21 protein-coding genes are annotated in these 25,799 nt (G+C 38.0%); 7 read left to right on the plus strand and 14 right to left on the minus strand.

Annotated elements, in window-relative coordinates:
- Positions 1-23: 23 nt before the first annotated feature.
- The 6 genes from ACNHOZ_RS18640 to ACNHOZ_RS18665 form a co-directional block, all read right to left on the minus strand.
- Positions 24-1,310: a cytochrome P450 gene (locus ACNHOZ_RS18640; protein WP_080968672.1), complete on the minus strand. Its 1,287-nt coding sequence runs from the start codon at positions 1,308-1,310 to the stop codon at positions 24-26.
- A gap of 107 nt (positions 1,311-1,417) precedes the next feature.
- Complete coding sequence (locus tag ACNHOZ_RS18645; RefSeq protein ID WP_013082880.1) at positions 1,418-2,911, minus strand: aldehyde dehydrogenase family protein; 1,494 nt, start codon at positions 2,909-2,911, stop codon at positions 1,418-1,420.
- Between the two features lie 128 nt (positions 2,912-3,039).
- Positions 3,040-6,021 carry a type I pullulanase gene (gene pulA / locus ACNHOZ_RS18650; RefSeq protein WP_048021264.1) on the minus strand — a complete coding sequence of 994 codons (2,982 nt, stop codon included), beginning with the start codon at positions 6,019-6,021 and terminating at the stop codon, positions 3,040-3,042.
- 79 nt (positions 6,022-6,100) lie between these two features.
- Positions 6,101-7,495 carry an L-cystine transporter gene (locus ACNHOZ_RS18655; RefSeq protein ID WP_048021266.1) on the minus strand — a complete coding sequence of 465 codons (1,395 nt, stop codon included), beginning with the start codon at positions 7,493-7,495 and terminating at the stop codon, positions 6,101-6,103.
- Positions 7,496-7,747: 252 nt separating this feature from the next.
- On the minus strand, positions 7,748-8,116 hold the full coding sequence (locus ACNHOZ_RS18660; RefSeq protein ID WP_013056739.1) for a hypothetical protein: 369 nt from the start codon (positions 8,114-8,116) through the stop codon (positions 7,748-7,750).
- Positions 8,117-8,220: 104 nt separating this feature from the next.
- Complete coding sequence (locus ACNHOZ_RS18665; protein WP_048021268.1) at positions 8,221-9,504, minus strand: ATP-binding protein; 1,284 nt, start codon at positions 9,502-9,504, stop codon at positions 8,221-8,223.
- 325 nt (positions 9,505-9,829) lie between these two features.
- On the opposite strand from ACNHOZ_RS18665, the gene ACNHOZ_RS18670 reads away from it, so the two are divergent.
- Both ACNHOZ_RS18670 and ACNHOZ_RS18675 read left to right on the plus strand, forming a co-directional pair.
- Positions 9,830-11,206, plus strand: a complete 1,377-nt coding sequence (locus ACNHOZ_RS18670) for a M28 family peptidase (RefSeq protein WP_048021271.1) — start codon at positions 9,830-9,832, stop codon at positions 11,204-11,206.
- A 164-nt stretch (positions 11,207-11,370) separates the two neighbouring features.
- Entirely contained in the window at positions 11,371-12,849 is a 1,479-nt protein-coding gene (locus ACNHOZ_RS18675) for a potassium/proton antiporter (RefSeq protein ID WP_048021273.1), read from the plus strand.
- A gap of 39 nt (positions 12,850-12,888) precedes the next feature.
- Here ACNHOZ_RS18675 and ACNHOZ_RS18680 read toward each other — a convergent pair whose 3' ends face one another.
- Together ACNHOZ_RS18680 and ACNHOZ_RS18685 are read right to left on the minus strand one after the other, a co-directional pair.
- Positions 12,889-13,656 (minus strand): polysaccharide deacetylase family protein, encoded by a 768-nt coding sequence (locus ACNHOZ_RS18680; protein ID WP_048021275.1) that lies wholly within the window; start codon positions 13,654-13,656, stop codon positions 12,889-12,891.
- Entirely contained in the window at positions 13,657-13,800 is a 144-nt protein-coding gene (locus ACNHOZ_RS18685) for a hypothetical protein (protein ID WP_013056734.1), read from the minus strand. It abuts the gene before it with no gap.
- Positions 13,801-13,939: 139 nt separating this feature from the next.
- On the opposite strand from ACNHOZ_RS18685, the gene ACNHOZ_RS18690 reads away from it, so the two are divergent.
- Entirely contained in the window at positions 13,940-14,449 is a 510-nt protein-coding gene (locus ACNHOZ_RS18690; protein WP_033578782.1) for a hypothetical protein, read from the plus strand.
- A gap of 21 nt (positions 14,450-14,470) precedes the next feature.
- Positions 14,471-15,046 (plus strand): hypothetical protein, encoded by a 576-nt coding sequence (locus ACNHOZ_RS18695; protein WP_048021277.1) that lies wholly within the window; start codon positions 14,471-14,473, stop codon positions 15,044-15,046.
- A 46-nt stretch (positions 15,047-15,092) separates the two neighbouring features.
- Here the strand turns inward: ACNHOZ_RS18695 and ACNHOZ_RS18700 are convergent, their stop codons facing one another.
- The 3 genes from ACNHOZ_RS18700 to ACNHOZ_RS18710 all read right to left on the minus strand — a co-directional run bounded on the left by ACNHOZ_RS18700 (position 15,093) and on the right by ACNHOZ_RS18710 (position 19,010).
- On the minus strand, positions 15,093-16,238 hold the full coding sequence (locus tag ACNHOZ_RS18700) for a toxic anion resistance protein (RefSeq protein ID WP_447697274.1): 1,146 nt from the start codon (positions 16,236-16,238) through the stop codon (positions 15,093-15,095).
- Positions 16,239-16,262: 24 nt separating this feature from the next.
- Complete coding sequence (locus ACNHOZ_RS18705; protein WP_028413622.1) at positions 16,263-16,907, minus strand: 5-bromo-4-chloroindolyl phosphate hydrolysis family protein; 645 nt, start codon at positions 16,905-16,907, stop codon at positions 16,263-16,265.
- A 165-nt stretch (positions 16,908-17,072) separates the two neighbouring features.
- Entirely contained in the window at positions 17,073-19,010 is a 1,938-nt protein-coding gene (locus ACNHOZ_RS18710; RefSeq protein ID WP_013056729.1) for an LTA synthase family protein, read from the minus strand.
- A gap of 669 nt (positions 19,011-19,679) precedes the next feature.
- On the opposite strand from ACNHOZ_RS18710, the gene ACNHOZ_RS18715 reads away from it, so the two are divergent.
- Entirely contained in the window at positions 19,680-20,132 is a 453-nt protein-coding gene (locus ACNHOZ_RS18715) for a hypothetical protein (RefSeq protein ID WP_013056728.1), read from the plus strand.
- Here the strand turns inward: ACNHOZ_RS18715 and ACNHOZ_RS18720 are convergent.
- Together ACNHOZ_RS18720 and ACNHOZ_RS18725 are read right to left on the minus strand one after the other, a co-directional pair.
- Entirely contained in the window at positions 20,129-20,647 is a 519-nt protein-coding gene (locus ACNHOZ_RS18720) for a glycosyl-4,4'-diaponeurosporenoate acyltransferase CrtO family protein (protein WP_228307693.1), read from the minus strand. The two genes, ACNHOZ_RS18715 and ACNHOZ_RS18720, sit on opposite strands and share 4 nt — an antisense overlap.
- Positions 20,590-21,693 carry a glycosyltransferase gene (locus ACNHOZ_RS18725; RefSeq protein ID WP_048021281.1) on the minus strand — a complete coding sequence of 368 codons (1,104 nt, stop codon included), beginning with the start codon at positions 21,691-21,693 and terminating at the stop codon, positions 20,590-20,592. The genes ACNHOZ_RS18720 and ACNHOZ_RS18725 overlap by 58 nt, the downstream gene beginning before the upstream one ends.
- A 136-nt stretch (positions 21,694-21,829) precedes the next feature.
- Between ACNHOZ_RS18725 and ACNHOZ_RS18730 the strand changes: the two genes are divergently transcribed.
- The gene (locus ACNHOZ_RS18730; protein ID WP_048021283.1) at positions 21,830-23,341 is read left to right on the plus strand and encodes a phytoene desaturase family protein; all 1,512 of its coding nucleotides are present in this window, start codon (positions 21,830-21,832) and stop codon (positions 23,339-23,341) included.
- A gap of 31 nt (positions 23,342-23,372) precedes the next feature.
- Here the strand turns inward: ACNHOZ_RS18730 and ACNHOZ_RS18735 are convergent, their stop codons facing one another.
- The gene (locus tag ACNHOZ_RS18735) at positions 23,373-24,125 is read right to left on the minus strand and encodes an SDR family NAD(P)-dependent oxidoreductase (RefSeq protein ID WP_255900582.1); all 753 of its coding nucleotides are present in this window, start codon (positions 24,123-24,125) and stop codon (positions 23,373-23,375) included.
- Positions 24,126-24,344: 219 nt separating this feature from the next.
- On the opposite strand from ACNHOZ_RS18735, the gene ACNHOZ_RS18740 reads away from it, so the two are divergent.
- Positions 24,345-25,718: an MATE family efflux transporter gene (locus ACNHOZ_RS18740; protein ID WP_028413627.1), complete on the plus strand. Its 1,374-nt coding sequence runs from the start codon at positions 24,345-24,347 to the stop codon at positions 25,716-25,718.
- Positions 25,719-25,799 lie beyond the last annotated feature (81 nt).

The raw sequence follows: 25,799 nt of genomic DNA on the forward strand, positions 1-25,799 counted from the left end.
AGAGGGAAAGGATTCCCGTTCATTCAAGACTGCGTGTGAACTTTGTGAACATTCACATCCAGTTCTTCTTTCATATTCAGCATAACGCCCGCCATCGGAGCAATAGGCTCGGGCTTAGTCAGTTGAAATAAAAAGCGCTTTGTCATTTCTGACAGAAAAATAGTTACTATTTCAGTGATATAGTCCATGCCTCTTTCCGCTTGATGCTCAATCCCAAGCGGCATATACATATAGCTTGGGACATCAATGGATCCTCCTTTTTCAAAACGGTCAGGTAAAAATTCACTTGGCTCTAAAAAATAATCTTCATGGCGATGCATCATATAAGGGCTAATTAACATAATCTCCCCTTTTTTAATGCTGTAACCATCTATTTGTATATCTTCACGTGCTTGACGCCCAAATAGCCAAAGAGGCGGATACAGCCTCATGCTTTCAGCAATTATTTTGCGCATATAGGTCAAATTTTTGGTTGAAAGCGATTCACCGCTAGCATAGGCTTGAATTTCTTTATGCAGCTGAAGGTGCTCCCTAATATTTTGAGACAGTAAATGAATAGACCAGCTGCATACGTGCGTAATCATTTCATACATCGAAAGGAATATAGAATTTAGCTGTTCGTATATTTCTCTTTCATGGATGTCTTCCCCGTGAGAATTTAATACACACTGCAGTAAGTCATTTCCTTCGGTTTTGTTTTGAACACGCATTTGAACGCGTTCAAAAAGGAGTTGTTCTAGCTGCTCATCTGAGTCAGGCTGGTGCAAGGGTAGACGAATATAAATTTTGCCTAACTTTTCTTTTTTTCTCATAAGTGCTTGAACATAGTGAATTTTGTCTTTATCCTCAATCGAAATGCCAAATACAAGTTGAAGGAGTACAGCTACGACTATCTGTCTTATGTCTTTTACTATCGTTCGAAGCTGCCCTTCTTCCCACGTTTCCGTATGCTTTTCAATTATTTTTGCGATTGCTTCCTTATTATAAGTTAGATGTTGTTTTAGTTGTGAGGGTTGAATGGGGCTCATGTATAATGCTTCATCTGTCCATAACATTTCTTCGCCTAGCAGCGTTTTAAACATGTGCGTTAGTTTAATTTTTTGAAACGCCTTGCTGTTTGTAATGACTACATCTTTAATAAGTTGAGGGTCTCTCGTTACATAAAAGCGTTTGTGCGCAACTCTAAATGTTGCAATTTCTCCATACTGAGTCAAGTTTTCCAAAAAACCCAGGGGGTTCTCTCTAAACTTTTGCAGGTGACCGGTAAGCTTATACGACGAGGGGCCCTGTATAACCGGCAATGTTATCACTCCTTTTCTAAAAATGCGGGACTTAAACAAATAAAAGAGTAGTCCACTAAAGACTACTCTTTTTCACACAAAGATATGCTATTGATTTTCACAAAAATTCTTACTAATTATTCCATATTGATCCATACGCTTTTCACTTCGGTGTAGTTATCAAGCGCATAGCTTCCCATTTCACGACCAATTCCCGACTGTTTATAGCCTCCAAACGGGCTTGCTGCATCAAATACGTTGTAACAGTTCACCCAAACTGTACCTGCTTTAATACCATGAGCAATATAGTGTGCTTTCTTTAAATCCTGTGTCCAGACGCCCGCTGCTAGACCATATGCTGTATCATTTGCTTTGGCAATCAAATCATCAAGATCGTCAAACGGCATAGCAGCTACAACCGGACCGAAGATTTCTTCACGAGCAATCGTCATTGAATGATCGACATCTGCAAAGATAGTCGGTTCTACGAAATAGCCTTGATCAAATGGAATGTTTCCTCCTGCGAGTACTTCCGCTCCTTCTTCTATTCCTTTATCAATATAGGTTTTCACTCGTTTTTGCTGCTGCGCAGATACAAGCGGCCCCATTGTTGTCTCATCTGCTAATCCATTTCCTTGTTTAATAGATTTCGTTTGAGAAACTAAATCAGCTACGACATTATCATATAAGCTTTTTTGAACATACAGACGACTTCCAGCACAACATACTTGTCCTTGATTAAACATAATACCTGAAAGTGCACCAGGAACCGCTTTTGTTAAGTCTGCATCCGGCAGGATAATGTTTGGTGATTTACCTCCAAGCTCTAACGTCACACGCTTTAAGGAGTCACTAGCTTGCTTCATAATTGCTTTTCCGACAGCAGTAGATCCTGTAAAAGCAATTTTATCGACAAGATCATGATGAACGAGCGGTTCACCTGCTGTTTTCCCGTAGCCTGGCACAATGTTTAGCACGCCTTTTGGGAATCCTGCTTCATCGGCTAGTCGAGCTAAGTAAAGTGCAGAAAGAGGCGTTTGCTCGGCTGGCTTGAGCACAATTGTACATCCAGTTGCCAAAGCGGCTCCGAGCTTCCAAGCGGCCATTAAAAGCGGGAAGTTCCACGGAATAATTTGGCCAACAACTCCTACTGGTTCATATCTCGTATAGTTAAAATACGCTCCTTGCACAGGAATAGTTTGTCCAACCATTTTAGTTGACCACCCTGCAAAGTAGCGGAAATGTTCGATGGCTAATGGAATGTCTGCATTTGATGTTTCACGAATTGGTTTTCCGTTATCAAGCGTTTCAAGCTGCGCAAGTTCCAATTGATGTGTTTCCATTAAATCAGCTAATTTATAAATAAGTCGACTTCTTTCAGCTGCTGACATCTTTGTCCAAGGTCCATGATCAAAGGCTTCTCTAGCCGCTCTGACGGCGCGATCAATATCCTCTGGATTTGCTTCAGCTACATCTGCCAACTTTTCACCCGTTGCTGGATTTACTGTTTCAAACGTTTTTCCTGAAACAGAGTCTACCCATTCGCCATTAATGTATAGCTGTTTAACTCCTTTTAAAAACTCCACTACTTTCGGACTCATTTCAACTTTTTTCGCTCCAAGATTTTGCATCAAATACATACCTCCCCACGAATTTTGAAAACGCTGACAATGAATATTTTACCATGTTATCTAGTAAAATCAACAATTTTGCATAAAATATTCTGAATTTTTCTACATGCATTCTAGCTATCTAAAACTTATCTTACTAGTACAAATGTCGAAAGAGGCGAAACGTTTACTGTATTTCCTTTCACCGTACGGAGCGTTTTTGTTCCGGCCCGCTCGCCGTCAACAAGTAATCTCCACGTTCTGTTAGAAGGCAAATGAACCGTTTGAGCTTGTTTATTTGCATTATGAATCACCATTATTTCGTTTGCTTTATCTTTATTAGCTTTAGCATTTAACGTATAACCTACTACGTTTGCTGGTGCATCAACAAAGCGTAAATTTTGATGAATAGCCTGTGCACTCGTCATTCTAAATGACGAATATTGCTTTCGAAGCGCAATAAGTCCCTTCATGTAATTTACTTCTTGGCTGAAAGCTGCTCGGCGCTTCCAATCTAGCTGATTGACAGAATCGGGTGACTGATAGCTGTTATGGTCTCCGCCTTTTGTTCTCATAAACTCTTGACCTGCATGTATAAAGTTCATTCCTTGAGATGTTAAAATAATAGAAGAAGCAAGCTTGTGCATTTGCTTTTTCGTTTGCTCGGTGTCAGCAGGGTTCGTCAGCTGAAGCTTATCCCATAACGTATGGTTATCGTGCGCTTCTACATACGTAACAACTTGATCTGGATCTTCATACGTGGCAGTTGAACGATCATAATCAATTCCAGCTGCTATACTTTGCTGTATGAGCTTTTCTTGTCCTTGCTTTCCATTCACAAATCCGTTGTCATGATCAAAAAATACGCTGCCTTTAAGACCATCCCGCATACCGTCATTAAAGTGAGCGATGCGCTTCATATCCTGAGCGTTTTTCTGGTTAGCTTTGAGCTTAGCGTCAAGCTCGGTTCCTAGATCCCAGCCCTCTCCTAAGACGATAATGGAAGGATCAAGTTCATCTAATTTCTTTCTCACTTCATTCATTGTCTTTGTATCGTGAATCCCCATTAAATCAAACCGAAACCCGTCAATGTGGTACTCTTTTGCCCAATACGCAACAGAATCTACGATAAACTTCCGAACCATTTTCCGTTCAGACGCCGTGTCGTTTCCAACACCTGTTCCGTTGGATAGAGTTCCATCTTCTTTATAACGGAAGTAGTAGCCTGGAACTAGTTTATCAAAGCTATGCTCACTCACTGCATACACGTGATTATAAACAACGTCCATTACCATGCGAAGCTGCTTGTCATGAAGCGTTTGAATCATTTGTTTAAGCTCAATAATTCTAGTCTTAGGATTATATGGGTTTGTTGAATAGGAGCCTTCTGGGACGTTATAATTTTTCGGATCATATCCCCAGTTAAACTGCGGCTCGTTTAATTTCGTTTCATCCACCGTACGATAATCGTAAATAGGCAGGAACTGGACGTGCGTTACACCTAAATCTTTAATATGACTGAGTCCTGTTTTTACTCCATTTGGTCCTTTCGTATTCCACTCCGCTACGCCTAAATATTTTCCTTTGTTTTTGATACCGCTCTCTTTTTGAGACGATAAATCTCGTACGTGCAGTTCATAGATAATGGCATCTTCTGGATTTTTAAATTTCGGCTTATTTGTACTCCACTTTTTCGGATTTGTTTTAGCCAAATCTACGACGACTCCGCGATCTCCATTGACCGTTGTTGCTCGTACATATGGATCAACCGCTTCATTCCAGACGTTCCCAATTTTTACTTTGTACGTATAAATTAGTTCATCTTGATTTCCTTTTAACTCCGCTTTCCACGTTCCTTTTTCACTTTTAGTCATAGAAATTTCTTTTAAAGCTTTCGAGTTCCATGACGAATAAGTCACTAGCTTGGCTTCGCTTGCAGTTGGAGCCCATACGCGAAAATTTGTTTGTTTCTTAGAATATGTGTTTCCTAAATCGCTTCCGCTATATGCATACTTTTCGTCAAATTCTTTCGTACGCACGACATTTCCATTGACTACATCAGCTGATCCGTATCCTTTTTGCTTAACTTTATACGTTTTTGTAACGTCCAAAGGCTGTTTTGTTATGATTTTAACTTTAGTAGTAGCAGCGTCTTCTCCCTCTTTATAAGGTATCACTTTCTCAATTTGAGCTCCGTCAATTTCAATGTCTCCTACACTCTTAGAAGAGTCAAACGGCACGTTTGTTTCTAAGGTGATTTGATTAAATGTATCCATAGTCGCTTTCGTGATTTTCCGAGTGATATCTACTCCTGCTCTATCATAATAAATTCGATTTTGTCCTTGAACAATCCATACTTCTACATTCCCATCTTTACCAACCTTGGTAATAAAGCGGTTTCCTCCGTCTTTATTTTCCCAATCGCTGTCACTAGTAGAATGGCGTACAATAAAACCAATTTTGTCAAATAAATTTCCACTTCCACTGTTAATGGCGTAAGTCGCTCTCTTCCCAAAATTCGTGTCTTCCGTAAATTCGATTTGCTTGCCTTCTTTTTCATCACCGGGCCATGTCCAAATGTTCCACCCGCTGTAATCTCCGTCGTACCGATGATAATTCAAGGTAACGTTTACTTTATCAAACTTCGGTAAATCTCGGTATTCACCGTCAGGAGGAGACGTATATGTATGTTCATCTCCACTTTTCACCCATACTTCTCCTTCACCGTTCTCCACCGAAACGAAGCGGTCTCCTCCATCTTTTTCCCACGACTCTGTTCGAACAATAAAACCTACTTTGTCATAAGTACCGGGTAATTCAACTTCCGCTACTTTTCCAAATTGATCTTGCCCTGTAAATGCGTAAGGCTTCCCTTCTCCTCCTTCAGGAAAAACCCATAATCCCCATTCCTTTGTATCATTTGGAGCAGGCTGATAGTGAATCGTGATTTTTGTTGCGTCTGCTGCAGATGCAAACGATTGCATAAATGGGCTAAAAAAAGAGCTTACTAGTAAGAGTAAAGCCGTCAGTACCATTGCATATTTAGTCCAACTACGTTTCAATGAAAACCCTCCCATAAAATAAAGTACGTACACATTTTTCACTATAACCTTTTTTGAAAGCGTTATCATAAGTATTTTTTCCTATTTTATGTGGATAAAGAAAAAAAATCCATAGTTAACAATGTTAACTACGGATGACGTATCTCTTTTACACTTCTGCTGTTTCAGGTGAGATGGTTTGATCGTTGTATACGTTTGTATCTAGCTCTTTTGTTAATTTACTAGTGACGACTCCGGCTGTCATGCTTCCACTTACATTAAGCGCCGTACGCCCCATATCAATCAATGGCTCTACTGAAATTAATAAGCCTGCTAGCGCTACGGGCAAATTCATAGAAGATAATACAAGTAAAGCCGCAAATGTCGCTCCTCCGCCAACCCCTGCTACGCCAAACGAACTAATTGCTACAATGGCAATCAACGTGAAAATAAATGAAGGCGTTAAAGGATCAATACCTACCGTTGGTGCAATCATAACGGCTATCATAGCTGGATATATTCCAGCGCATCCGTTTTGACCGATTGTAAGACCAAATGAACCTGCAAAATTCGCAATTCCTTCTGGAACCCCTAACTGTCTTGTTTGTGTGTTAACATTCAAAGGCAATGCTCCAGCACTCGTACGAGAAGTAAAGGCAAACGCCAATACAGGAAATACTTTCTTAACATATGTGATCGGATTTACACCGATGATTGTTAGAATAACTAAGTGAACGATAAACATAGCTGCCAATGCGACATATGATGCTACAACAAATTTTCCAAGTTTAACAATTGCATCAATATCACTCGTTGCTACTGTTTTGGTCATAATTGCAAGTACCCCATAAGGAGTTAAACGAAGAATTAGCGTCACTACACGCATGACAATTGCATAAAGCGTATCAATAATTTTTGAAAATAACGCCGCTTCCTCAGCTTTTTTACGCTTCACGCCTAAATACGCAATTCCAACAAATGCGGCAAAGATGACAACGCCAATCGTGGAAGTTGATCGTGCGCCTGTTAAATCAAGAAACGGATTAGCAGGTAATAATTCTACTACTTGCTGCGGAATTGTTTTTGCTTCTAAACTAGATAAATTGTTTTCCAAGTCCTCTCCGCGCTGAAGTTCCGCTTCCCCTTTTGTGATTTGGACAGATTCTAAATTAAAGCTCGTTGTTGTAAAAATACCAATTGCAGCTGCTATCGCTGTTGTGACAAGCAAAATCCCAATAATTAAACTACTAATCTTTCCAATATTGCTCGTCAATTTCAAACGAGTGAATGCCGATACAATCGATACAAATACAAGCGGCATAACAATCATTTGAAGAAACTTCACATATCCGCTTCCTACAATGCTAAACCAATCGGCGGCCGCTATCGTTACTTCATGAGTCGGACCATACACCCACTGAAGAGCAAAGCCAAAAATAATCCCTAGGCCAAGCGCCGTGAACACACGCTTTGAAAATGATACATGTTTTTTCTGCATCATAAACAGCCCCGCAAGCAGTGCCAGCATAATAAGGATGTTTAGAATGACTAATAAGTTATTCATAGATGTTCCCCCTGTAATTTTTCCATAATTTATGTCTCTATTACTTATAATACAACAATACCAATAAGTCAACTAGGTTTTATGTTTTTTCCTAAAGACAGTTTTTTTGAATAATTTTGACAAAACAAAAAAGCTAAGGATTTTCCTTAGCTTTCTATTTTACGCTTGTATGTACTTCAGTGGTCTTTTCCTCCGTTACCAGAGATGGCCTTTCTTTCATCAGACCGGATGTACTACAATTCATATATAGGATTACATTTCATATAATTCATTTAGCCATTTTACAAACAAATGTCTGGGTAATTCTAGTTCGTGAAGCTCGACATATTGAATATCAGATAGCGTCGTTCCTCTAGCCATATAAAAGTACCACTGCCAGCCAATATCTTTAGCAATGGCATAGGATTTAGCTAGATCTTGCCTATTATCTGTCTGCTGCATATCATTCATCCACTGCGTTTCATCCGCTTCATACTCATAATAATGGAGAGTATATTTATCACACCAATACGCAAGGTCTTGATGGGAAAACGGGTTTTCTCCGTCACATACTTGAAGCAATAGCATTCTTAAATTTTCCGGTGTATACGGTAATATAATTTTTTGATCTGCACGTCTCATTTTGCTACCTTCCTGACATGTTCGTTTCTTTTATTACATCATGTACAGCTGCGTTTAGCAATAAGAAATGGATGACGTTTTCATTACTTTTCGTTTACAACATTTCATTTGCTTGCAAAAACCGCCGTATCTTCGATATACAGAGGCAGTCGGATTTTAACAATCGTCCCTTTTTTCTGTTCACTCTCAATCTGCAGGGTACCGTGATGATCATGAATAATTTTAGAGCTGATTGTTAATCCAAGCCCCATTCCTTTTTCTTTCAAAGTAAAAAACGGTTCTCCTATATGTTCTAGACGGTCTTTAGAAATTCCTACCCCTTCATCTCTAACTTCTATAAAAATATGCTCATCCTGCGCTGTTTTGATTGTGATATAAATATTTCCAGGCTTATCCATGGCTTCAATTGCGTTTTTAAAAACATTAAGTAATACTTGGATAAGGTGATTTTTATTTCCATATACACTAGCGTTATTTGTTTGTTCATCGTATAAGAAGTCAATATTTTTCAATAAAGCTTCATGGGAAGTTAGACTCATTACATACTTAACCGCTTCTGTAAGAGAAAACACGCGAAAATGTTCACTTTCAGGTTTTGACAACAGGAGCATTTCACTAACAATACCATTAATTCGTTCCAGCTCATCAAGCATGATATTAGCATACCCTACCGCGGATCGGTCTGTTTCTTTCATGAGCTGAACAAACCCTTTAATACTCGTAAGCGGATTTCTAATTTCATGGGCAATTCCAGCAGCTAACTCGCCTACTACAGAAAGCTTTTCCTTTTTTATCAGAAGCGCTTCTGCAAGCTTTTGCTGAGTGATATCTCGTCCAATCGTAATAAGAGCTTTTCTTGAGCCATCATCAAAAAACACAGGTACTTTAATGACGTCAAATGTTTTGACCTCGCCGTTTGGTATTTCAAATGCTTCTTCCATGCGTACCTTTTCCTTTTTTCTCCAAGCTTCTTCATCCGATGAAATACAGTGTAAGAAAGCCGCTTGAAAGAAAGGCACAAGCTCCCCAAGCTCTGCATCGGTTTTACCCCTGTAATCAATACCCTTTAAATGATAAAGTTCTCTTCCAAAATCGTTCACCGCCACCCATTTGCCAGCTCCATCTTTAAAACAAATAAAATCTGGCATTGAGTTTATTAATGTAGCAAGCTGATACTGTTCATCAGACACCTGGGTATAAACCGAACGCTTATGAAGTAAATAAAACGTGCCAGCCGTTATGCCCACTAGTAAACTATCTTTTATCAAACTGCTAAGAGCATATGCTCCTTTAAAAAATGCCATTGTTTGAAAGACGGTGTACACCCCTAAAAGCAGAAGACCCGTTACCGCCGCTGCTTTTCGTACACCCTCCCTATTTTTTATCAATATTTCCCACCAGCCTTTGTTTTTTATGTGAATACTCTCTATGTTTCATCAATTAAGTTCTGAATATTCTTCTTACTTTTAAACTAGTTTACCTTATTTTTTTATTCTTATCTAATACCTTTTCTTATTACTTTTGACACAGTTTCTTTTATCCTCTTTATTTGTTTCCGCATTTTCATTTTATTTGAATTATTTTCTCTATTAAAATAGGAATTTAGATACGGAATATCCTGGAACATTTAGGTAATAATACTCTTTTTTGTATTTTCTTAATATTGTAAATTCGAATAGTACCAACTACATCGATAAATTTAGGGGGATTTTAATGAAAAAAACCGTGATTTCTTTGGCTGTAGCCACAAGTTTGACTTTATCTTTTACAAGTGTACAAGCTTCTACTTCTGCAAATGCTTCTCACCATCAAAGTTCTGAACAAAAAGTATTAAAAAAAATTAATGCTGAGAAAATTTATCAAGACATTGCGTATCTCTCAAAAAAACCTCGTGTGGCAGGAACTGAAGCTGAACGCGAAGCTGCTACATTTGTTCAAAAGCGTTTGTCTAAACTAGGCTATGAGAGCGAAGTGGAACCTTTTACCTTTACCGGTTACACACCAGCAGCTAGTTTTTCACTAATCGTAAACGGTACCGGCTACTCTCCAACAACTTTTACTTATAGCACCAATGGAAATGTCACAGCTGAAATTGTCGATGGAGGGCTGGGTACAAAAGATAATTTAGCAAACAAAGATGTGACAGGTAAAATTGTATTAGTTCAGCGAGGCAGTATTACTTTTGGTGAAAAAGTATTAAATGCTGCTGAAAAAGGGGCTGCAGCCGTCATTATTTTTAATAATACAGACGGTGAGCTAAACGGAACGCTTGGAGGCGCTAATGATAACTACATTCCGTCTCTTGCTGTTACCAAAGAAGAAGGTGAAAAGATTCTTACTTCTATTCGAAAAGGCGAAAAGCCTTCAGGTACAGTAAAAATTGAAGGAGCTGTCGTAAGTGAGCGAACATCTTATAATGTAACCGCTGCTAAACCTTCTACTTTTAAGAAAAAAGGAACAAATGATATTATTGTAGTAGGTGCTCATCATGATTCTGTGGCCGGAGCACCTGGGGCAAATGACGATGCTTCTGGAACAGCAATGGTGCTTGAATTAGCTCGCGTATTTAAAACTCTTCCTACCGATACAGAACTGCGATTTGTTACATTCGGAGCTGAAGAAGTAGGCTTACTAGGATCCGAGCATTATGTTAGTGAGCTATCTGAAAATGAGAAAAATCGTATTGTTGGAATGTTTAATTTAGACATGGTAGGAAGTCGAGATGCGGGAGATTTGGTGATGAATACAGCTGATGGAACACCAAATCTTGTCACAGAATTAGCTCAAGCCTCAAGTACAAGATTAAATGGATCACCTACGCCATTCCAAGCTGGCGGCCGCAGTGATCACGTTCCTTTTGCAGAGGCAGGAATACCGGCTGCTCTATTTATTCACAGTCCGTCTGAACCTTGGTATCATACGCCTGAAGATACCCTTGATAAAATAAGCAAAGAAAAACTTCAAGATGTGGCTGAGATTGTTGGAACAGCTATTTACGATCGTTCCCGTCCAGACCAACAAGGTTCTTCCGTTAAAAAGAAAGCAACATTTAAAGCTCCTCATCTTTATCACGAGCAAGATGTTAAATAAGAATCTATCCCTGTTATTCATACATGACCAAAAAAGAGATGTTTATGCATCTCTTTTTTTGATAAGCAGATTTCTCAAGGTTTTAAATCCATTATGCTACAATTATTGTAGAGGAACCTCACTTATTGCTTACATAAAAATTTTAAACAAAAGAGGTGTATTTTTTGGATTTTACGGTAGACCATTCAATTCTCTTATTATCCATTCTCCTTCTCATAGGGGTACTTACTGCAAAGTTCTCTACTCGCCTTGGGGTCCCTTCGCTTGTACTCTTTATTATTGTAGGAATGGTTGTTAGCCACTACATCTACTTTGACAATGCTCTTTTAACACAAGGATTCGGAATATTAGCGCTTATCATTATTCTTTTTGATGGAGGCGTGCAGACCAAATGGAAAGATGTTAAACGCGTTGTTCGCCCTTCCGTTTCATTAGCTACTTTCGGAGTCCTCATTACGACAGTTTTAACGGGTGTACTTGCCAAATATATTTTGGGCGTTACTTGGCTTGAAGGCTTTTTATTTGGGGCAATCGTTGGCTCTACAGATGCTGCAGCCGTGTTCTCTGTACTAGGGACACAGAACATCCGCCAAAAACTAAACTCCACGCTAGAAGCAGAATCTGGTTCCAACGATCCGATGGCCATTTTCTTAACCGTTTCTATTATTGAATTAATTCAGCATCCAGACTCTCCTATCCTCTCATTAATCTTTAATTTCTTTTGGCAAATGGGAATCGGGCTGGTACTTGGTTTAGTACTTGGAAAAGCATCCGTTTGGATTATTAATCGAATTAATTTAGATTCTTCTGGGCTTTACCCTGTGCTCACATTGTCATTGGCCGCCTTAACCTATGGAATTTCCACATTTGTAGAGGCAAGCGGTCTACTTGCTGTATACGTAATGGCAGTGGTAGTAGGAAATGCAGATCTAACTTATCGTCACACAATTGTCCGCTTTAACGAAGGTTTTGCATGGATGATGCAAATTTTAATGTTTATTTTACTCGGCCTTCTTGTCTTTCCTAATCAACTGCTAGATATCATTTGGCAGGGTATACTGTTATCTCTTTTACTTATGTTTGTCGCTCGTCCACTCGGCGTATTTCTTTCGATGATGTTTGCTAAATACTCATCCAAAGAAAAACTGTTTATTTCTTGGGCCGGTTTAAAAGGAGCTGTTCCAATTGTATTGGCTACTTATCCTATGATGGCAGGTTTGGAGAACAGCACGCTCATTTTTAACGTCGTTTTCTTTGTGGTCTTAACTTCCGCTCTTCTTCAAGGAGCAACAATCGCTCCTTTAGCCAAATTTCTAAACCTTTCTCAAGGTGAAAAAGAGACGGTTCCTCACAGTCTCGAGCTTGTTTCGATGGGCAAAACCAAAAATGAAATGATTGAGTTGAAGCTCGTGGAACATGCAGATATATCAGGTAAATCGCTTGAAGAACTTCACCTCCCTGAAGACATTTTAGTGACTGCTGTTATTCGAGATGATAAATTACTTACACCTAGAGGAAATACACAAATTTTTGCAGGTGATACATTATATATTCTTATTTCGAAGAAAAAACGAGATAAAGTAAAAGCATTTTTCCAAAAAAATACGTCTGATGGGGACGAAAGAGAAGGAAAAACCAGTTAAAAGATTAGCTAAAGCTTTTACTAGAAAAACAGCACCCGCTTATTGAACGGAGTGCTGTTTTTGCTGTTGCATCAAATAAAGAGATTTATAATTGGGATGATGTTTTAAAAGTTCTGAGACCGTTACAAATTTATACCCCTCTTCCTTTAACTTCGGTAAAATTTGTTTTAATGCTTCAATGGTTTGGGTTCGATCTCCTCCCATATCATGAAACAATACAATATCTCCTGATCTGGCATGGTTAAGCACTTGACTTACAATTTTACCGACGCCTGGATTTCTCCAATCAAATGTATCTTGATGCCAAGACCAAAGAATAATCGTATACTGCTGATTTTTAGCAGCTTTTACTACCCGATCGTCATAATAACCAGTAGGTGGACGAAACAGGTAAGGTTTTATTCCTGTAATAGCTTGTATACGTTCATCCGCTTTTTCAATTTCTTGTTCAATTCTCTCTACTTCCTGGCCCCTTACTTTCAAATGGCTATATGTATGATTAGCAAGTTCATGACCTTCACGAACTTCTCTTTGAGCAAGCTTGGGAAATGACGTTATTCGATCGCCGACTACAAAAAAAGTTGCTTTGGCACCGTATTTTTGCAATAAATTTAAAATAGTCGGCGTATATTTAGGATCTGGTCCATCATCAAATGTAAGCGCAATTAACTTCTCATCTTTCATGGGAACTTCCCACACGATATCTCCTTTTCTTTCATAATAAAATCTGCTCTTCTTTGCAGCATCCACCTGAATACCGTAGAAATTAATGGAAACAATAATAATAATTGACAAGCACCATTTCACTCAATGACCTCCTTTTTTGTCTAGGTGTGATTCATGCGTATTGTCAATAAACGCTTTAATACCAACTGCAAATAATCGTTCATCACCCAAACACACGCGCTGTTGACGGCGATTAGCTGCAGAAGTTGATTTACGGTTTTTCATAGTCTTCTCTCCATTACTAATTGATTGTGTTTTTAGCTTTACCAAAAAGTCAAAAATAAACCTACGGGTTCTCACATGGCGAAAACATTTTTATATAGTAATTACACGCTGTCTAGCGTTTTGAATAGGAGATATATACATGCGAAAATTTTATTTAGCGCTTCTGTTAATGATAAGCGGAACCATGGTTATACTGCCTTCTGTTAAAGCAATCAGTGAAAGCAACGAGAAACATCAGCAGCTCACCGTAAGCGAACAAGGATATTCTCTTTCATTGCCCGGTGAATATACGCTTCAAAAAGAAGAAGATGGAAAAGATATTCTTTTTTCAACCAAGACTCCCTATACGTGGATGCGAATTGAAGTCCTTTCCGGGAAAGAAAGTACAAGCACACCATATCTAGATCGTTCAAAAGAATTGTTTGATGACCAGTTTGGAAAATCGTTAAAAATTTCTTCTACATCCCCATTTATTCAACCCGTTGTGTTTGCATCTATGTCTGGGAGTAAAAAAGAAACGGCAAAACTATATGTATTAAGAGAAACAAAGGGGCACCCTGCTTTAAAAATCACGATGGTTACGGCTAAAAATTCCGATGATGAAAAAAAGTTAATTTCAATTGTTAACTCAGTAAAAACGCATGAATGAAAATAGATAAGGAAGCCAGCTATGAAAAAAAAGATATTTCTTGTTTGTTTTATATGTTTGATGAGTGGCTGTTCAACTGCTTTTCGCGAAGAGCTTATCAACACACAAAAAGAAATTCCAAGAGAACGCTTGCCACAGCTAAACTTCACCTATCCTTACAAAGGAAGCAGCAGAACAGATGTAGGTTATCTTAAAAGAAGCAGTAATCAAAACTATACGCTTTACGTACTAGAAGGATACGAGTTTACAGAAGAAGAGCCCCGAAAAGATGTCATTTACAATAAAAAAAATGATGCTTTGTGGATGCGGATTGAAGTGTTTCCCTCAAATAAAAGTGTAGAGGAGCTGAAGAAAGAAACAAAAGAAATTTTAAGAGCTGGCTTTTCGGAAGTGGCTTCCCTTGACACGCACCTCATTCAATCTAGCTTAGAGATAGAAGCTGCGTACAAAGCGTCCGATGATAAAAGTAATGCATACGGCTTTCTTGTTCGAAAGCAAAATCAACACCCTACTTTCCGATTAACGATCTTTGCTCCTAAATCCGAAAGGGATTTAACTCCGTTTTTGGAAATGGCGAAAACACTTCAAAATGCATAAAACAGAAAAAAAGTCGGTTTACAAAGTGTGTAAACCGACTTTTTCTTTATTTCATATCTAACAGTTTAGTTTTTAAATCGTTTTCCATTTGATACAGCTCTGATTCTGCCTCGGTACGCTTCGTACGCCCTTCTTCTTGTATCTTTAATACTTCTTCTAACGTAGTAATCAAGTCGGACTGCGTTTTTTTCAATGTTTCGATATCGACAATCCCCGCCTCGTTTTCACGAGCTACTTCAATTGTATTCTGCTTGAGCAGCTCTGAATTTTTAGTAAGCAAGTCGTTTGTTGTCTTAGATACTTGTTTTTGGGCTTCCATTGCTTTCTTTTGGCGCAATAAAGTGGTTGCGATGACTACTTGATTTTTCCAAAGTGGAATAGCTGTTAAAATAGAGCTTTGAATTTTTTCCACAAGGGTCTGATTGACTTCTTGAATTAATCGAATCTGCGGTGCACTTTGAATGGCAATTTGACGGCTCAGCTTTAAATCGTGCACTCGTTTTTCTAGCCTATTGATAAATTGATTTAAATCATTGACCTCCTGAGCCATTAAGTAGTCATTTTTTTGAGAGGCTGTTTGCTGCAGCTGGGGCAGCGTTTCATTCTGCAGCCCCACTAACTTGTATTCTGCCGCTGCAATGTAAACGTTAAGCGCCTCATAAAACTGTTTATTTTTATCATATAAGCTATCTAACATTGTAATGTCTCGATACAGCATTTGTTTTGAGCGCTCTAACTTATCTGCAATTTTATCAATTTCCACATTAATGCTTTGATATTTTGTTAATAAATTTTGAATAGGCCTAGAGACTCCTGAAAAAAATCGACCGATGACTCCTTTTTTCTTTGAAGAAAAGTCATCGGGATTTACTTGGCGAATCTTACTCATCAAATCTCCTATAACGTCTCCTACTGGTCCTGTATCTTTCGTTTGAACATGCTGTAGTACAGATTGAGAAAACTGAGATAGTTCTGACTGAGCTGCTACCCCGTACTGTAAGATAGCCTGCTGATTTTTATAATCAATTTGATTTGCGATTTTCTGTGCTTTTTCCTGATATTCCGGTGTCAAATCATCGTATGTGCTTCTTTTTGCAGCGCGAGCATCCGATTGTAACTGCGGGGTAGGCGAAGCAAAAGGATCATCAAGCAGCGCATCTAACGATTTATTTTGATCATATTCTTTCATCATAAAATCCCATCCTTTGCATTTACATTACTTTGTGCGATTAGTAGCTGTCGGTATATATGGCTGCTCTTCTTCAAATGCTTGCTTTAGCACTTTAAGCTCTACATCTAATGTCAGCTTATCTTGTGAAAGAGCATTTGTTAATAAATGCTCATACTTCCCTGATAACCCGCGCAGCATGTCTTCCGCTTCATGAAGACTTTCTTTTACTTCTATGCTTTTCGTTGGTTTTGATAATAAAAACATATACCTTTCAATGACGGTAACCGTTGATTGTAAGTAGTTCGTAAAAAAGGGCTGAACATCTTTATATCGTGCGGGCTCTTTTTCTACCATTTCAATGATGCTTTTGCCTACTTTGTATAGTTTAGAAAGTTCTGTCCACATATGAACAGACCGAATTTTAAAACGATAGCTTCCAATGGTTCTTAATTGCTTTCTTGCCTCTTTTACTTGATGACGCACATATGCAATTTCTTCTCTATATGGATTTTGATAATGACGTCGAGCACTGCTCATAATAAAAAACAGGCTCATCACGACCATTACTCCTATACTAATGCCAACGGATTGAATCATCGTGGTACTGAATCCAAAATAGCTGACCGGAACGGCTACTGCTCCTGTTACCCAAATGGCAAGAATCTTTTTTATGATTCGAACGACTTTCATCGCTTTCACTCCTATCTTAAATGTGACCGAACTTTTAAACGTATACATATTATACCATTGTCTTCCCATCTCTTAAAACGATTACTGTTATAATTTATATACGGATAAATCCCTTAAAAGTTTCACAAAACAAAAAAACAGGCAGCTTTTATAGCTGCCTGTTTTTTATTGATCTTCGCGCTTGTTGTAATCATACTTCGAACGTTCAATTGGTTTGAACCCTTCTGGTGTATGAAAGCGGAGTAAGTCTCCGTAAACAAGTTTATCTGATAGTTCTAGCTTTTTCTTAACTAGTTCATCATACTTATCATACTGTTTCGCTTCCTTATCTGAAAGCTGCTTGCCCGTTGCGTTGTCATACACTTTCTGATCAACTTTTGTTACCTTCGGTGTAACAAAGTCACCGTTACGGAAAGGTACAACTTGCTGATGTTCTTTTGATAATAAGTCTGTACCAAAGTCAATATAGTCTTTTGTATCAAGACCTAATAAATGCATCACTGTTGGACGAACATCTACATCTCCACCATACGTATGATTTACGCCGCCTTTAAGGCCTGGTGAAGTAATAAATAATGGTACGCGCTGCAGTTGAGCTTGTTCAAAATCATTGATGTTTTTACCCATTACTTTGCCCATTGCACGCTTATGGTTTTCAGAAATACCATAGTGGTCACCGTACATCACAACCATCGTATTGTCTGCTAAGCCAGAGGCCTGTAAGTCCTCAAAGAATTGCTTAATTGATTCATCTAAATAACGAGCCGTTTGGAAGTATTGGTCAACTGACTTATCTCCCGTATTATGAGGTCCAATCGTTTGGTCTTCCTTATCTAATGGATAAGGGAAGTGGTTTGATAACGTAATGAACTTCGCGCTAAATGGCTGCTTTAAGCCTTTTAGGTACGGCATTGATTCTTTAAAGAAAGGTTTATCTTTTAAACCATAGTTCAGCGTATCTTCGTCTGACATATTGTAATAAGCTGAATCAAAGAATTTTTCTACACCCATTGATTTATACATCTCATCACGGTTCCAGAACGATTTTCCATTTCCGTGGAACACAGATGTTGTATAGCCTTGCTGATCTAGAATACCAGATAGCGACTGATAGGTGTTATTTGCTTTTGTTGTAAATACAGAACCTTGAGGTAAGCCGAATAATGAGTTCTCCATCATGAATTCAGCATCTGACGTTTTACCTTGCCCTGTTTGATGGAAGAAGTTATCGAAATACATTGTGTTCTGATCTTTTAATAGTGAATTTAAGAATGGCGTTACTTCTTCACCATTTAACTTATAACCAATCATAAATGACTGAAGCGATTCTAATGAAATATAGATAACGTTTTTGCCTTTTGCTTGACCGAAATATTCTTTGTTCGGTTCAGCATACGTTGCTTTTGCATAGTTCTCTACCTCAGCCACATCACTGCTATCTGCTAGCGCGCGCTGTGCTGAAGATTTCGAGCTCTGGATGATGTCATAGATCGTATAGTTATACGTTCCTAAATATTTTACTAAATAGTTGCGGTCAAATGTTCTTGTTAATAGTTGAGGACGATCCATTTCCGCTAGTGCGATGTTGGCACTTAAGAATAAAATCCCTGATAAAAATACACCTGTCACAGTACGTCGACTAATTGTTGCTGGTAAGTCAACTTTTTTCCATAATACTAAAACTAAAAGAATAAAGAAATCTGTGAAGTATAAAATATCAGTTGGGCTAATTAAAGCCATAGCACTGCCGCCTAATTGACCAAAGTTGTTTGACTGAGTCAATACAGGAACAGTAATAAAATCATTAAAGAAGCGATAGTATACTACATTTGCGTACAGGATGAATGAAAGTAAAAAATTCATTCCAAGCAGTGCTCGTACTTTTCCGCGCCCTTTAAATAGTAATGCAATGGCAAAAAAGAAAATTGCCGAACCAATTGGGTTTATGAAAAGTAAGAACTTTTGCATAAAATTATCTAGCCCTAAGTTAAATTCGATACGATAAACGGTATACGTTTTAATCCAAAACAACAAAACTGCAATTAGAAATAACGGCAGCTGTTTCGAAAAAATATTTTTACCGTTTGTCATGAGCTGTTTCATATTCCCACCTCTGTCTCTATTGAAATTTAAGCTCACTTTTATTTTTATAGTAAATGTAAAAAGAAATCTCCCTTACAAAAAATGTAAGAGAGCTAATCTGTTCTTTCACATTTTAACTCTTTAAAAAAAATTGTCAACACCGCTACGTATAATTTTCACCAAACGTGAGAAAATAACTACTTTCTTATTCCCAGCTCTATCGGCTTTCAAACACAAATATACCCTGCGCTTTTTTCTTCTCACTATTTAATACGGACAGCTTCTCTTTAGGTTTCACTATTTTATATTTATTTTTTATTTTGTCCACTATACATATAAATTTAACACTTGCCTTAGTTTTCCTTCTGCTTTACAAGAGAATGCATAAAAGCACTTGTGAATATTTGTTATATCAATGCCTCTTATTTTCTTTTCTTTCTACAGTAAACCACATATTCTGAGTTATTTCTTTCTTTAAATATGAAAAAAATGTGTCAGTTTGCATCGAAAATTTTTATTTTTTTACCTTTTTGTTTATAATATAAATTATAAATATTATTTGAAATTTCAGATCTCTTTAATATTTGATCTAGAAAGTGCATTTTTTATATAAAATTGGAATGAGTACGGGCTACGTATACTTGTATACCTAGAAGTTTAAACGTCTTACATTTTTATAAAGGAGAAAAAATGAAAGAATGTATTGTTTTCATTACAAATATTATTAATGTATTGCACGATGGATTAATTTATATTTTTTATTTACTAGGATTTTCTCTTTCAGATAAAGAACTTCACTTCTGGATTATTGGCATTATTGGACTGCTCACGTTTTTAAGCGTTTATATGATCTTTAAATTATTGTCAAAATGGAAATTTAGTATTACAGCTATTTCTTTTATCTATACTCTTACCGTTATGCTTGTCTTAGTTTTTGCTATTGAAATTCAGCAAGGAATTACCACTCGAGGCAACATGGAATTTGATGATGCCATAGCAGGCTTATGGGGATTTTTAGTGTTTTTTAGTATTTATATCGCCTTTGCTTCTTTTTTTCTTTTATCCAAGAAATTATTGTCTTCAAATAAGGAGAAAAAGATAAAAACCGAGGCCCCTACTCGGAGCCAAAGGCATGTTAATTAATTTCGTTTGAGTTTTAAAACGACTTGATGAATCCGTATTCGATTATATCGTTGAACCAAAATAAACGGTACGTTTGCAATAATCGCATAAATAACCATCCAAACACCTATAGAAGGAGAGTTCCATATAAAAAAAAGAATAGAAGGAAGTATGCTGATCCAGTGAGTTAACTCTGCTCGATTTGTTTCCATTAAAAAAAGCTGTGCATATTCCTTCGTTCTACTCTCCCATTTCTTTTTATAAAACCCTCGTTTAAATAGCTTTCCTGCATCAGGAAGCCACGTTTTCCATCGGTGCACCCCGAATTTTTTATATATTCCAACTGTTTCCCAGCTGTGAACCTTAAACAGCGCAAGGTCTTTTTTTAAATAAAAGGCAGAAATTTTTGTGCACCTGTAGGCGATGAACATGTGAATCACAAACCATGCCATGATATTAATTAAGAGCTGAGCACCTGTCATTTTATCACTTTCTTCTTTTTTTCTTCTTCTATAGATATGCTGCGTTCTTTCCATTTAACTTGCTTTCTCACCGCTGTTTGGATGAAAGACCATACGAATAGGCCCAGAAAAAACAGGACGTGAATAGGAAATAAGCACAAAGAAAAAAAAGTAAACGAACCTATTTTTCTTAAGCTATTAAATAAGAGACTGACATAGCAAACATAACTGCTAATTGCCAAGCCTGCATGTTGATTCCATAGAGTAGGTAAAAAAAGAACATAATTAATCATGCTAGTAAGCCATAAACTTACTAGAAATAAATAAATGGCTTCCGTTTTCCCCGCACCTGAAGCAAAGCTCTTACTCCACCCTCTTATCAGGCTTTTCATACCATCTGGATACATGCGCATGGAAAGAGCTCCTTGTCCACTCATACACGTAATAAATTCACCTTGTTTGCTCATTTTCTCAACCAGTGCCATATTTTCAACCACTTCTTTTTTTATCCCTTCGTGGCCTCCGCTTTGAAAGTAGGAGGCTGCGCTGCAAAGCAAGCACTGCCCGAAACCGACGGAAGGACTTTTCCAATTTTTAAAGGGGTGAAAAGCGCCAATCGATGCAAACGTAACATAGTGAAATAAAGCAGAAAACATTTCATAAGGCCTCTTAACAAGATGATAAGGATGAACCGACAGCACCCCCCCTTGCTGTTGATAGTAGAAAAATACTTTTTCAATTCCGTCTTTCTCTACTGTAAGATCAGCATCTAAAAACAAAAGCAACGAGCCTTTTGCTTCTCTTGCTCCATTCCAGCATGCCCATGACTTTCCTAACCATCCAGCTGGAAGTGTCCCCGGGTGCACTACTTTCACGCCAAATGCTTTGGCTACCCGCTCAGTATGATCTGTTGAGTTGTCATCTACAACAATCACTTCAAAGTCAGCGTTCTGTAACTGGAGTGACTGCAATAAAAAGGTAAGGTTTTTTTCTTCATTTCTAGCTGGAATAATAATGGACAAACATGACATATCGTTTCTTACTATTTTTACACGTTTAAATGTAGGGATAGTGATGACAAGCGTACCTGTCAAGACAAGAGCAACCAGTAAAAAAGACATCTCTTTCTCCTTTCCTTCACGTATGAAAATTAGCGAACTGGATAAAATAAAAAGTTGTAGACCTATTTTTATTTTGCGTGAAGTCATTTTATACACATTGTTGACAACTCGCTTTTGTTTTATAAGGAGGAAAAAGATGAAAAAGAAAGTAATTGTTGTAGGCGCAGGTTTAGGTGGTCTGTCAGCTGCTATTCGTCTGTCAGCTGATGGATATGATGTAACAGTCGTTGAAAAAAGCGAGCGAATTGGCGGTAAGTTAAATATTCGCAGCGGCAAAGGGTTTTCTTTCGATACGGGACCTTCTATTTTAACAATGCCGTGGGTGCTAGAGCAGCTGTTTGACAGTGCAGGCCGCAATATCCACGACTACTTGACAATAGAACGAATTGAGCCTCAGTGGAGAACTTTTTTCCAAGATGGTACACAAATTGATTTGACCAGTGACCTTCCTCGCATGCTTCAGCAGCTTCAAGAACTTGCTCCAGAAGACATTGAAGGTTTTTTTGACTATTTATCTTATGCAAATAAAATGTACGAATCGAACTTAAAAAGTTTTTATAAAAAAAGTTTATCTGGACTGCACGATTTACGAACGATGCACACGGTAAAAGAACTGCTTCAAATGGATCCAATGAGATCTATGGATGCTACTACACGCAAATATTTTTCAAACAAACATTTGCGTCAATTGTTTAATTTTTTAATTATGTACATCGGCTCTTCTCCTTATCATGCACCGGCTGTATTAACACAGCTTGCTCACGTTCAGCTAGGATTAGGTATTTATTACGTAAAAGGCGGAATGTACAAAATTGCTGAAGCGATGGATAAGCTCCTTCAAGAACTTGGCGTCACTGTGCATCTAAATACGCCGGTAAAAGAAATCACAACAAGCGGAGCAAAGGCAACTGGAATTACACTAAAAAACGGTGAAAGCCTATCAGCAGATGTTGTGGTATCTAATCTAGAAGCCATTCCAACTTACCGCTATTTATTAAAAAATCATGCGCAAGCAGCTAAGCAAACTCAGCAGCTTGCAAAATTTGAACCTACTGTTTCTGGCCTTGTTCTTTTATTAGGGGTTAACAAACAGTACAAACAGCTTCAACATCATAATTTCTTCTTCTCAAAGGATCAGAAAGAAGAGTTTGATACAATCTTTAACAAAGGGAAAATAGCGATGGATCCGACAATTTACATTGGCGTATCGTCTAAATCAGATCCTACGCAAGCTCCTGAAGGAAAAGAAAACCTGTTCGTTCTTACTCATGTACCTCCTTTAAAAGAAGGCGACGACTGGGCTGCATTAAAAGACCGCTACCGTGATGTCGTACTAAAAAAGCTTGAGGCAATGGGATTAGAAGACTTACGTTCCAGCATTGAGTTTGAATATACGTTTACTCCTAACGATATCCAAGAGCTTTACGGCGCTAACGGCGGGTCCATTTATGGCGTAGCAACTGACCGTAAGAAAAATGGAGGGTTTAAAATTCCGGCAAGAAGTCAGCTTCTTTCTAACCTTTATTTTGTAGGAGGCTCTACACACCCTGGAGGCGGCGTGCCAATGGTGACATTATCAGGTCAGCTTACAGCGGACGCAATTAATGAAGATTTTCAGATTCCTCGTATGCAAAAAGATATTGGATAATGAAAAAGTGCAGGAAATTCCTGCACTTTTTTTAAAAGTTCATTTTTGACTGTCCACCATCTACGTTTAACGTCGCACCTACTATCCATGAAGCTTGAGAAGATGCTAAAAAAACAACGGCGTTTGCCACTTCTTCTGGCTCTCCAAAGCGGCCCGCTGGTATTTCATTTTCAACAAACTGCTTGATCTTTTCCGGATTTTCCTCCATTCTCTTTTTCCAATTACCCGTCTCGTGCAAAATGCTTCCCGGAGCAACACCGTTTACACGAATTCCTTTAGAAATCATTTCATCTGCAAATGACTTTGTAAAGCTGATAAGCGCTGCTTTTGCATTATTGTACGTAACTTTCCCTCCACTTTCTCTCCCAAAAATAGACGTAACATTAACGATTGCCGCATCTTTTATCATACGAGCTGCTGCTAGCTTGCTCAAGTGGACAGCTGAAAAGTAGTTTAGCTCCATTGCTTCCTGAAAAAGAGATAAATCTGTTTCCATTGCCGTGCTTCCATTACTTCCTCCAGCGTTATTAATTAAAATATCAATACTCCCAAAGTCGTTAATGAATTTCTTAATTAACGCAACTCTATCCGCTTCGTTTGTTAGATCTGCTGTATATGTACGTACGTTTTCTAATTCTGACTGTGCATGCTGTAATGCTTCCTCTCCTCTTGCAGCAATTCCAACGTTTGCTCCTTCTTGAATAAACAAAGCAGCTATAGCTTTCCCAATCCCTTTTGATCCACCGGTAATGAGTACATTTTTACTTTGCAACTGTAAATCCACACGTATCCCTCCACGTTAAATGATAACTACTATACTTTCTATCATATCCCACCGCGTCTCAAAATTAAAATCATATACTACTTTACCTTTTACTTCCTTTCAAAGTGTGTTCTTTATGGATACATTCTTTGAATTTATTGTCAGAACTCTTAGCAAAAACAAGCCTTTGCGTGATATAATGCTTTTTGGTGTAAATGTTTTCAAATTGGGGGTTTTTTAATGCAACAAACGTTTTCAACGTCTCAAAAAGTTAAGCAGTTCGTTTTTATTTTATTTCCGATATTGGTCACCCAGTTTGGAATGTTTTCAATGACTTTCTTTGATACGATGATGTCAGGAAGAGTTAGTGCAGATGACTTGGCAGGGGTAGCAATTGGTTCGAGCTTATGGGTGCCTGTTTTTACAGGGCTAAGCGGAATTTTAATGTCTATTACGCCAATTGTTGCACAGCTGGTGGGAGCTAATCAAAAGAAAAAAGTTCCGTTCTCTGTCATTCAAGGGCTTTATGTCTCCATTTTAATGGCCGCTGTTATCATTTTAATCGGCTTTTTTGTTGTTAGTCCTATCTTAAAAGGAATGAATTTAGAAGCAAACGTGATGCGCATTGCCAAACAGTATTTAATCGCTTTATCTTTTGGTATTATTCCGCTTTTTATTTATACGGTTTTACGAAACTTTATTGATGCTTTAGGGCAAACTCGTACGTCTATGCTGGTCACCATTTTAGGGCTTCCGATTAATGTGGCTTTAAACTATGTATTAATCTTCGGTAAGCTGGGCTTCCCTCACTTGGGTGGCGTAGGCTCTGGTTATGCAACGGCCATCACATATTGGTGTATACTTGTCATATCGATTTTAATTATTCATAAAAAAGAGCCTTTTTCTAGCTTCGGTTTATTTAAAAAATTTCACCGTATCTCATTTTCTGCCTGGAAAGAAATATTAAAAATTGGTTTACCTATCGGTTTTTCCGTATTTTTCGAAACAAGTATTTTTTCAGCTGTCACGCTGTTTATGAGCTCATATAATACCATTACAATCGCTTCTCACCAAGCAGCTATTAATTTTGCCTCATTTCTCTATATGATTCCACTGAGTATTTCGATGGCTTTAACAATCGTTGTAGGATTTGAAGCGGGTGCTAAACGGAATCAGGATGCACGAAGCTATAGCAGAATTGGTATAACAATTGCTGTTGGCATGGCTTTTGTTTGCGCAGGTCTTTTATTTACTCTTCGAGAATCCGTAGCATCTTTATATACAAAAGATGCAGAGGTGCTCGCATTAACTTCTCACTTTTTGATTTATGCAATTTTCTTTCAGCTTTCTGATGCTCTTCAAGCTCCTATTCAAGGTGCGCTGCGAGGATATAAGGATGTAAATGTAACCTTTTTAATGTCCTTGGTATCTTATTGGGTAATTGGTCTACCTTTAGGCATTGTGTTAGCAAAATACACCGATTTGCAGGCGTTTGGCTATTGGGTTGGACTAATTGCTGGGCTCGCTGCAGGAGCAACAGGACTTGCGTATCGTTTGATAAAAATACAAAAAAAGCAGCTGCTAGAGGAGGATAAATCTTCTCGAACGGCTTAAACCAAAAAAGAACGTTCTCAAAAGAACGTTCTTTTTTGGTTTAAAGATGGATGGATATTCTTCCTTATACTAAGACCTAAA

The organism is Priestia sp. D51, assembly GCF_053345675.1.

Bases quoted from the DNA above. Each gene is read 5' to 3' on its own strand.
- ACNHOZ_RS18700 (WP_447697274.1), bottom strand. From the start codon at position 16,238: ATGATGAAAGAATATGATCAAAATAAATCGTTAGATGCGCTGCTTGAT.
- ACNHOZ_RS18660 (WP_013056739.1), bottom strand. From the start codon at position 8,116: ATGAGACGTGCAGATCAAAAAATTATATTACCGTATACACCGGAAAAT.
- ACNHOZ_RS18710 (WP_013056729.1), bottom strand. From the start codon at position 19,010: ATGAAACAGCTCATGACAAACGGTAAAAATATTTTTTCGAAACAGCTG.
- ACNHOZ_RS18655 (WP_048021266.1), bottom strand. From the start codon at position 7,495: ATGAATAACTTATTAGTCATTCTAAACATCCTTATTATGCTGGCACTG.
- ACNHOZ_RS18730 (WP_048021283.1), top strand. From the start codon at position 21,830: ATGAAAAAGAAAGTAATTGTTGTAGGCGCAGGTTTAGGTGGTCTGTCA.
- ACNHOZ_RS18720 (WP_228307693.1), bottom strand. From the start codon at position 20,647: ATGGAAAGAACGCAGCATATCTATAGAAGAAGAAAAAAAGAAGAAAGT.
- pulA (WP_048021264.1), bottom strand. From the start codon at position 6,021: ATGATAACGCTTTCAAAAAAGGTTATAGTGAAAAATGTGTACGTACTT.
- ACNHOZ_RS18740 (WP_028413627.1), top strand. From the start codon at position 24,345: ATGCAACAAACGTTTTCAACGTCTCAAAAAGTTAAGCAGTTCGTTTTT.
- ACNHOZ_RS18645 (WP_013082880.1), bottom strand. From the start codon at position 2,911: ATGCAAAATCTTGGAGCGAAAAAAGTTGAAATGAGTCCGAAAGTAGTG.
- ACNHOZ_RS18670 (WP_048021271.1), top strand. From the start codon at position 9,830: ATGAAAAAAACCGTGATTTCTTTGGCTGTAGCCACAAGTTTGACTTTA.
- ACNHOZ_RS18715 (WP_013056728.1), top strand. From the start codon at position 19,680: ATGAAAGAATGTATTGTTTTCATTACAAATATTATTAATGTATTGCAC.
- ACNHOZ_RS18690 (WP_033578782.1), top strand. From the start codon at position 13,940: ATGCGAAAATTTTATTTAGCGCTTCTGTTAATGATAAGCGGAACCATG.
- ACNHOZ_RS18725 (WP_048021281.1), bottom strand. From the start codon at position 21,693: ATGTCTTTTTTACTGGTTGCTCTTGTCTTGACAGGTACGCTTGTCATC.
- ACNHOZ_RS18705 (WP_028413622.1), bottom strand. From the start codon at position 16,907: ATGAAAGTCGTTCGAATCATAAAAAAGATTCTTGCCATTTGGGTAACA.
- ACNHOZ_RS18685 (WP_013056734.1), bottom strand. From the start codon at position 13,800: ATGAAAAACCGTAAATCAACTTCTGCAGCTAATCGCCGTCAACAGCGC.
- ACNHOZ_RS18695 (WP_048021277.1), top strand. From the start codon at position 14,471: ATGAAAAAAAAGATATTTCTTGTTTGTTTTATATGTTTGATGAGTGGC.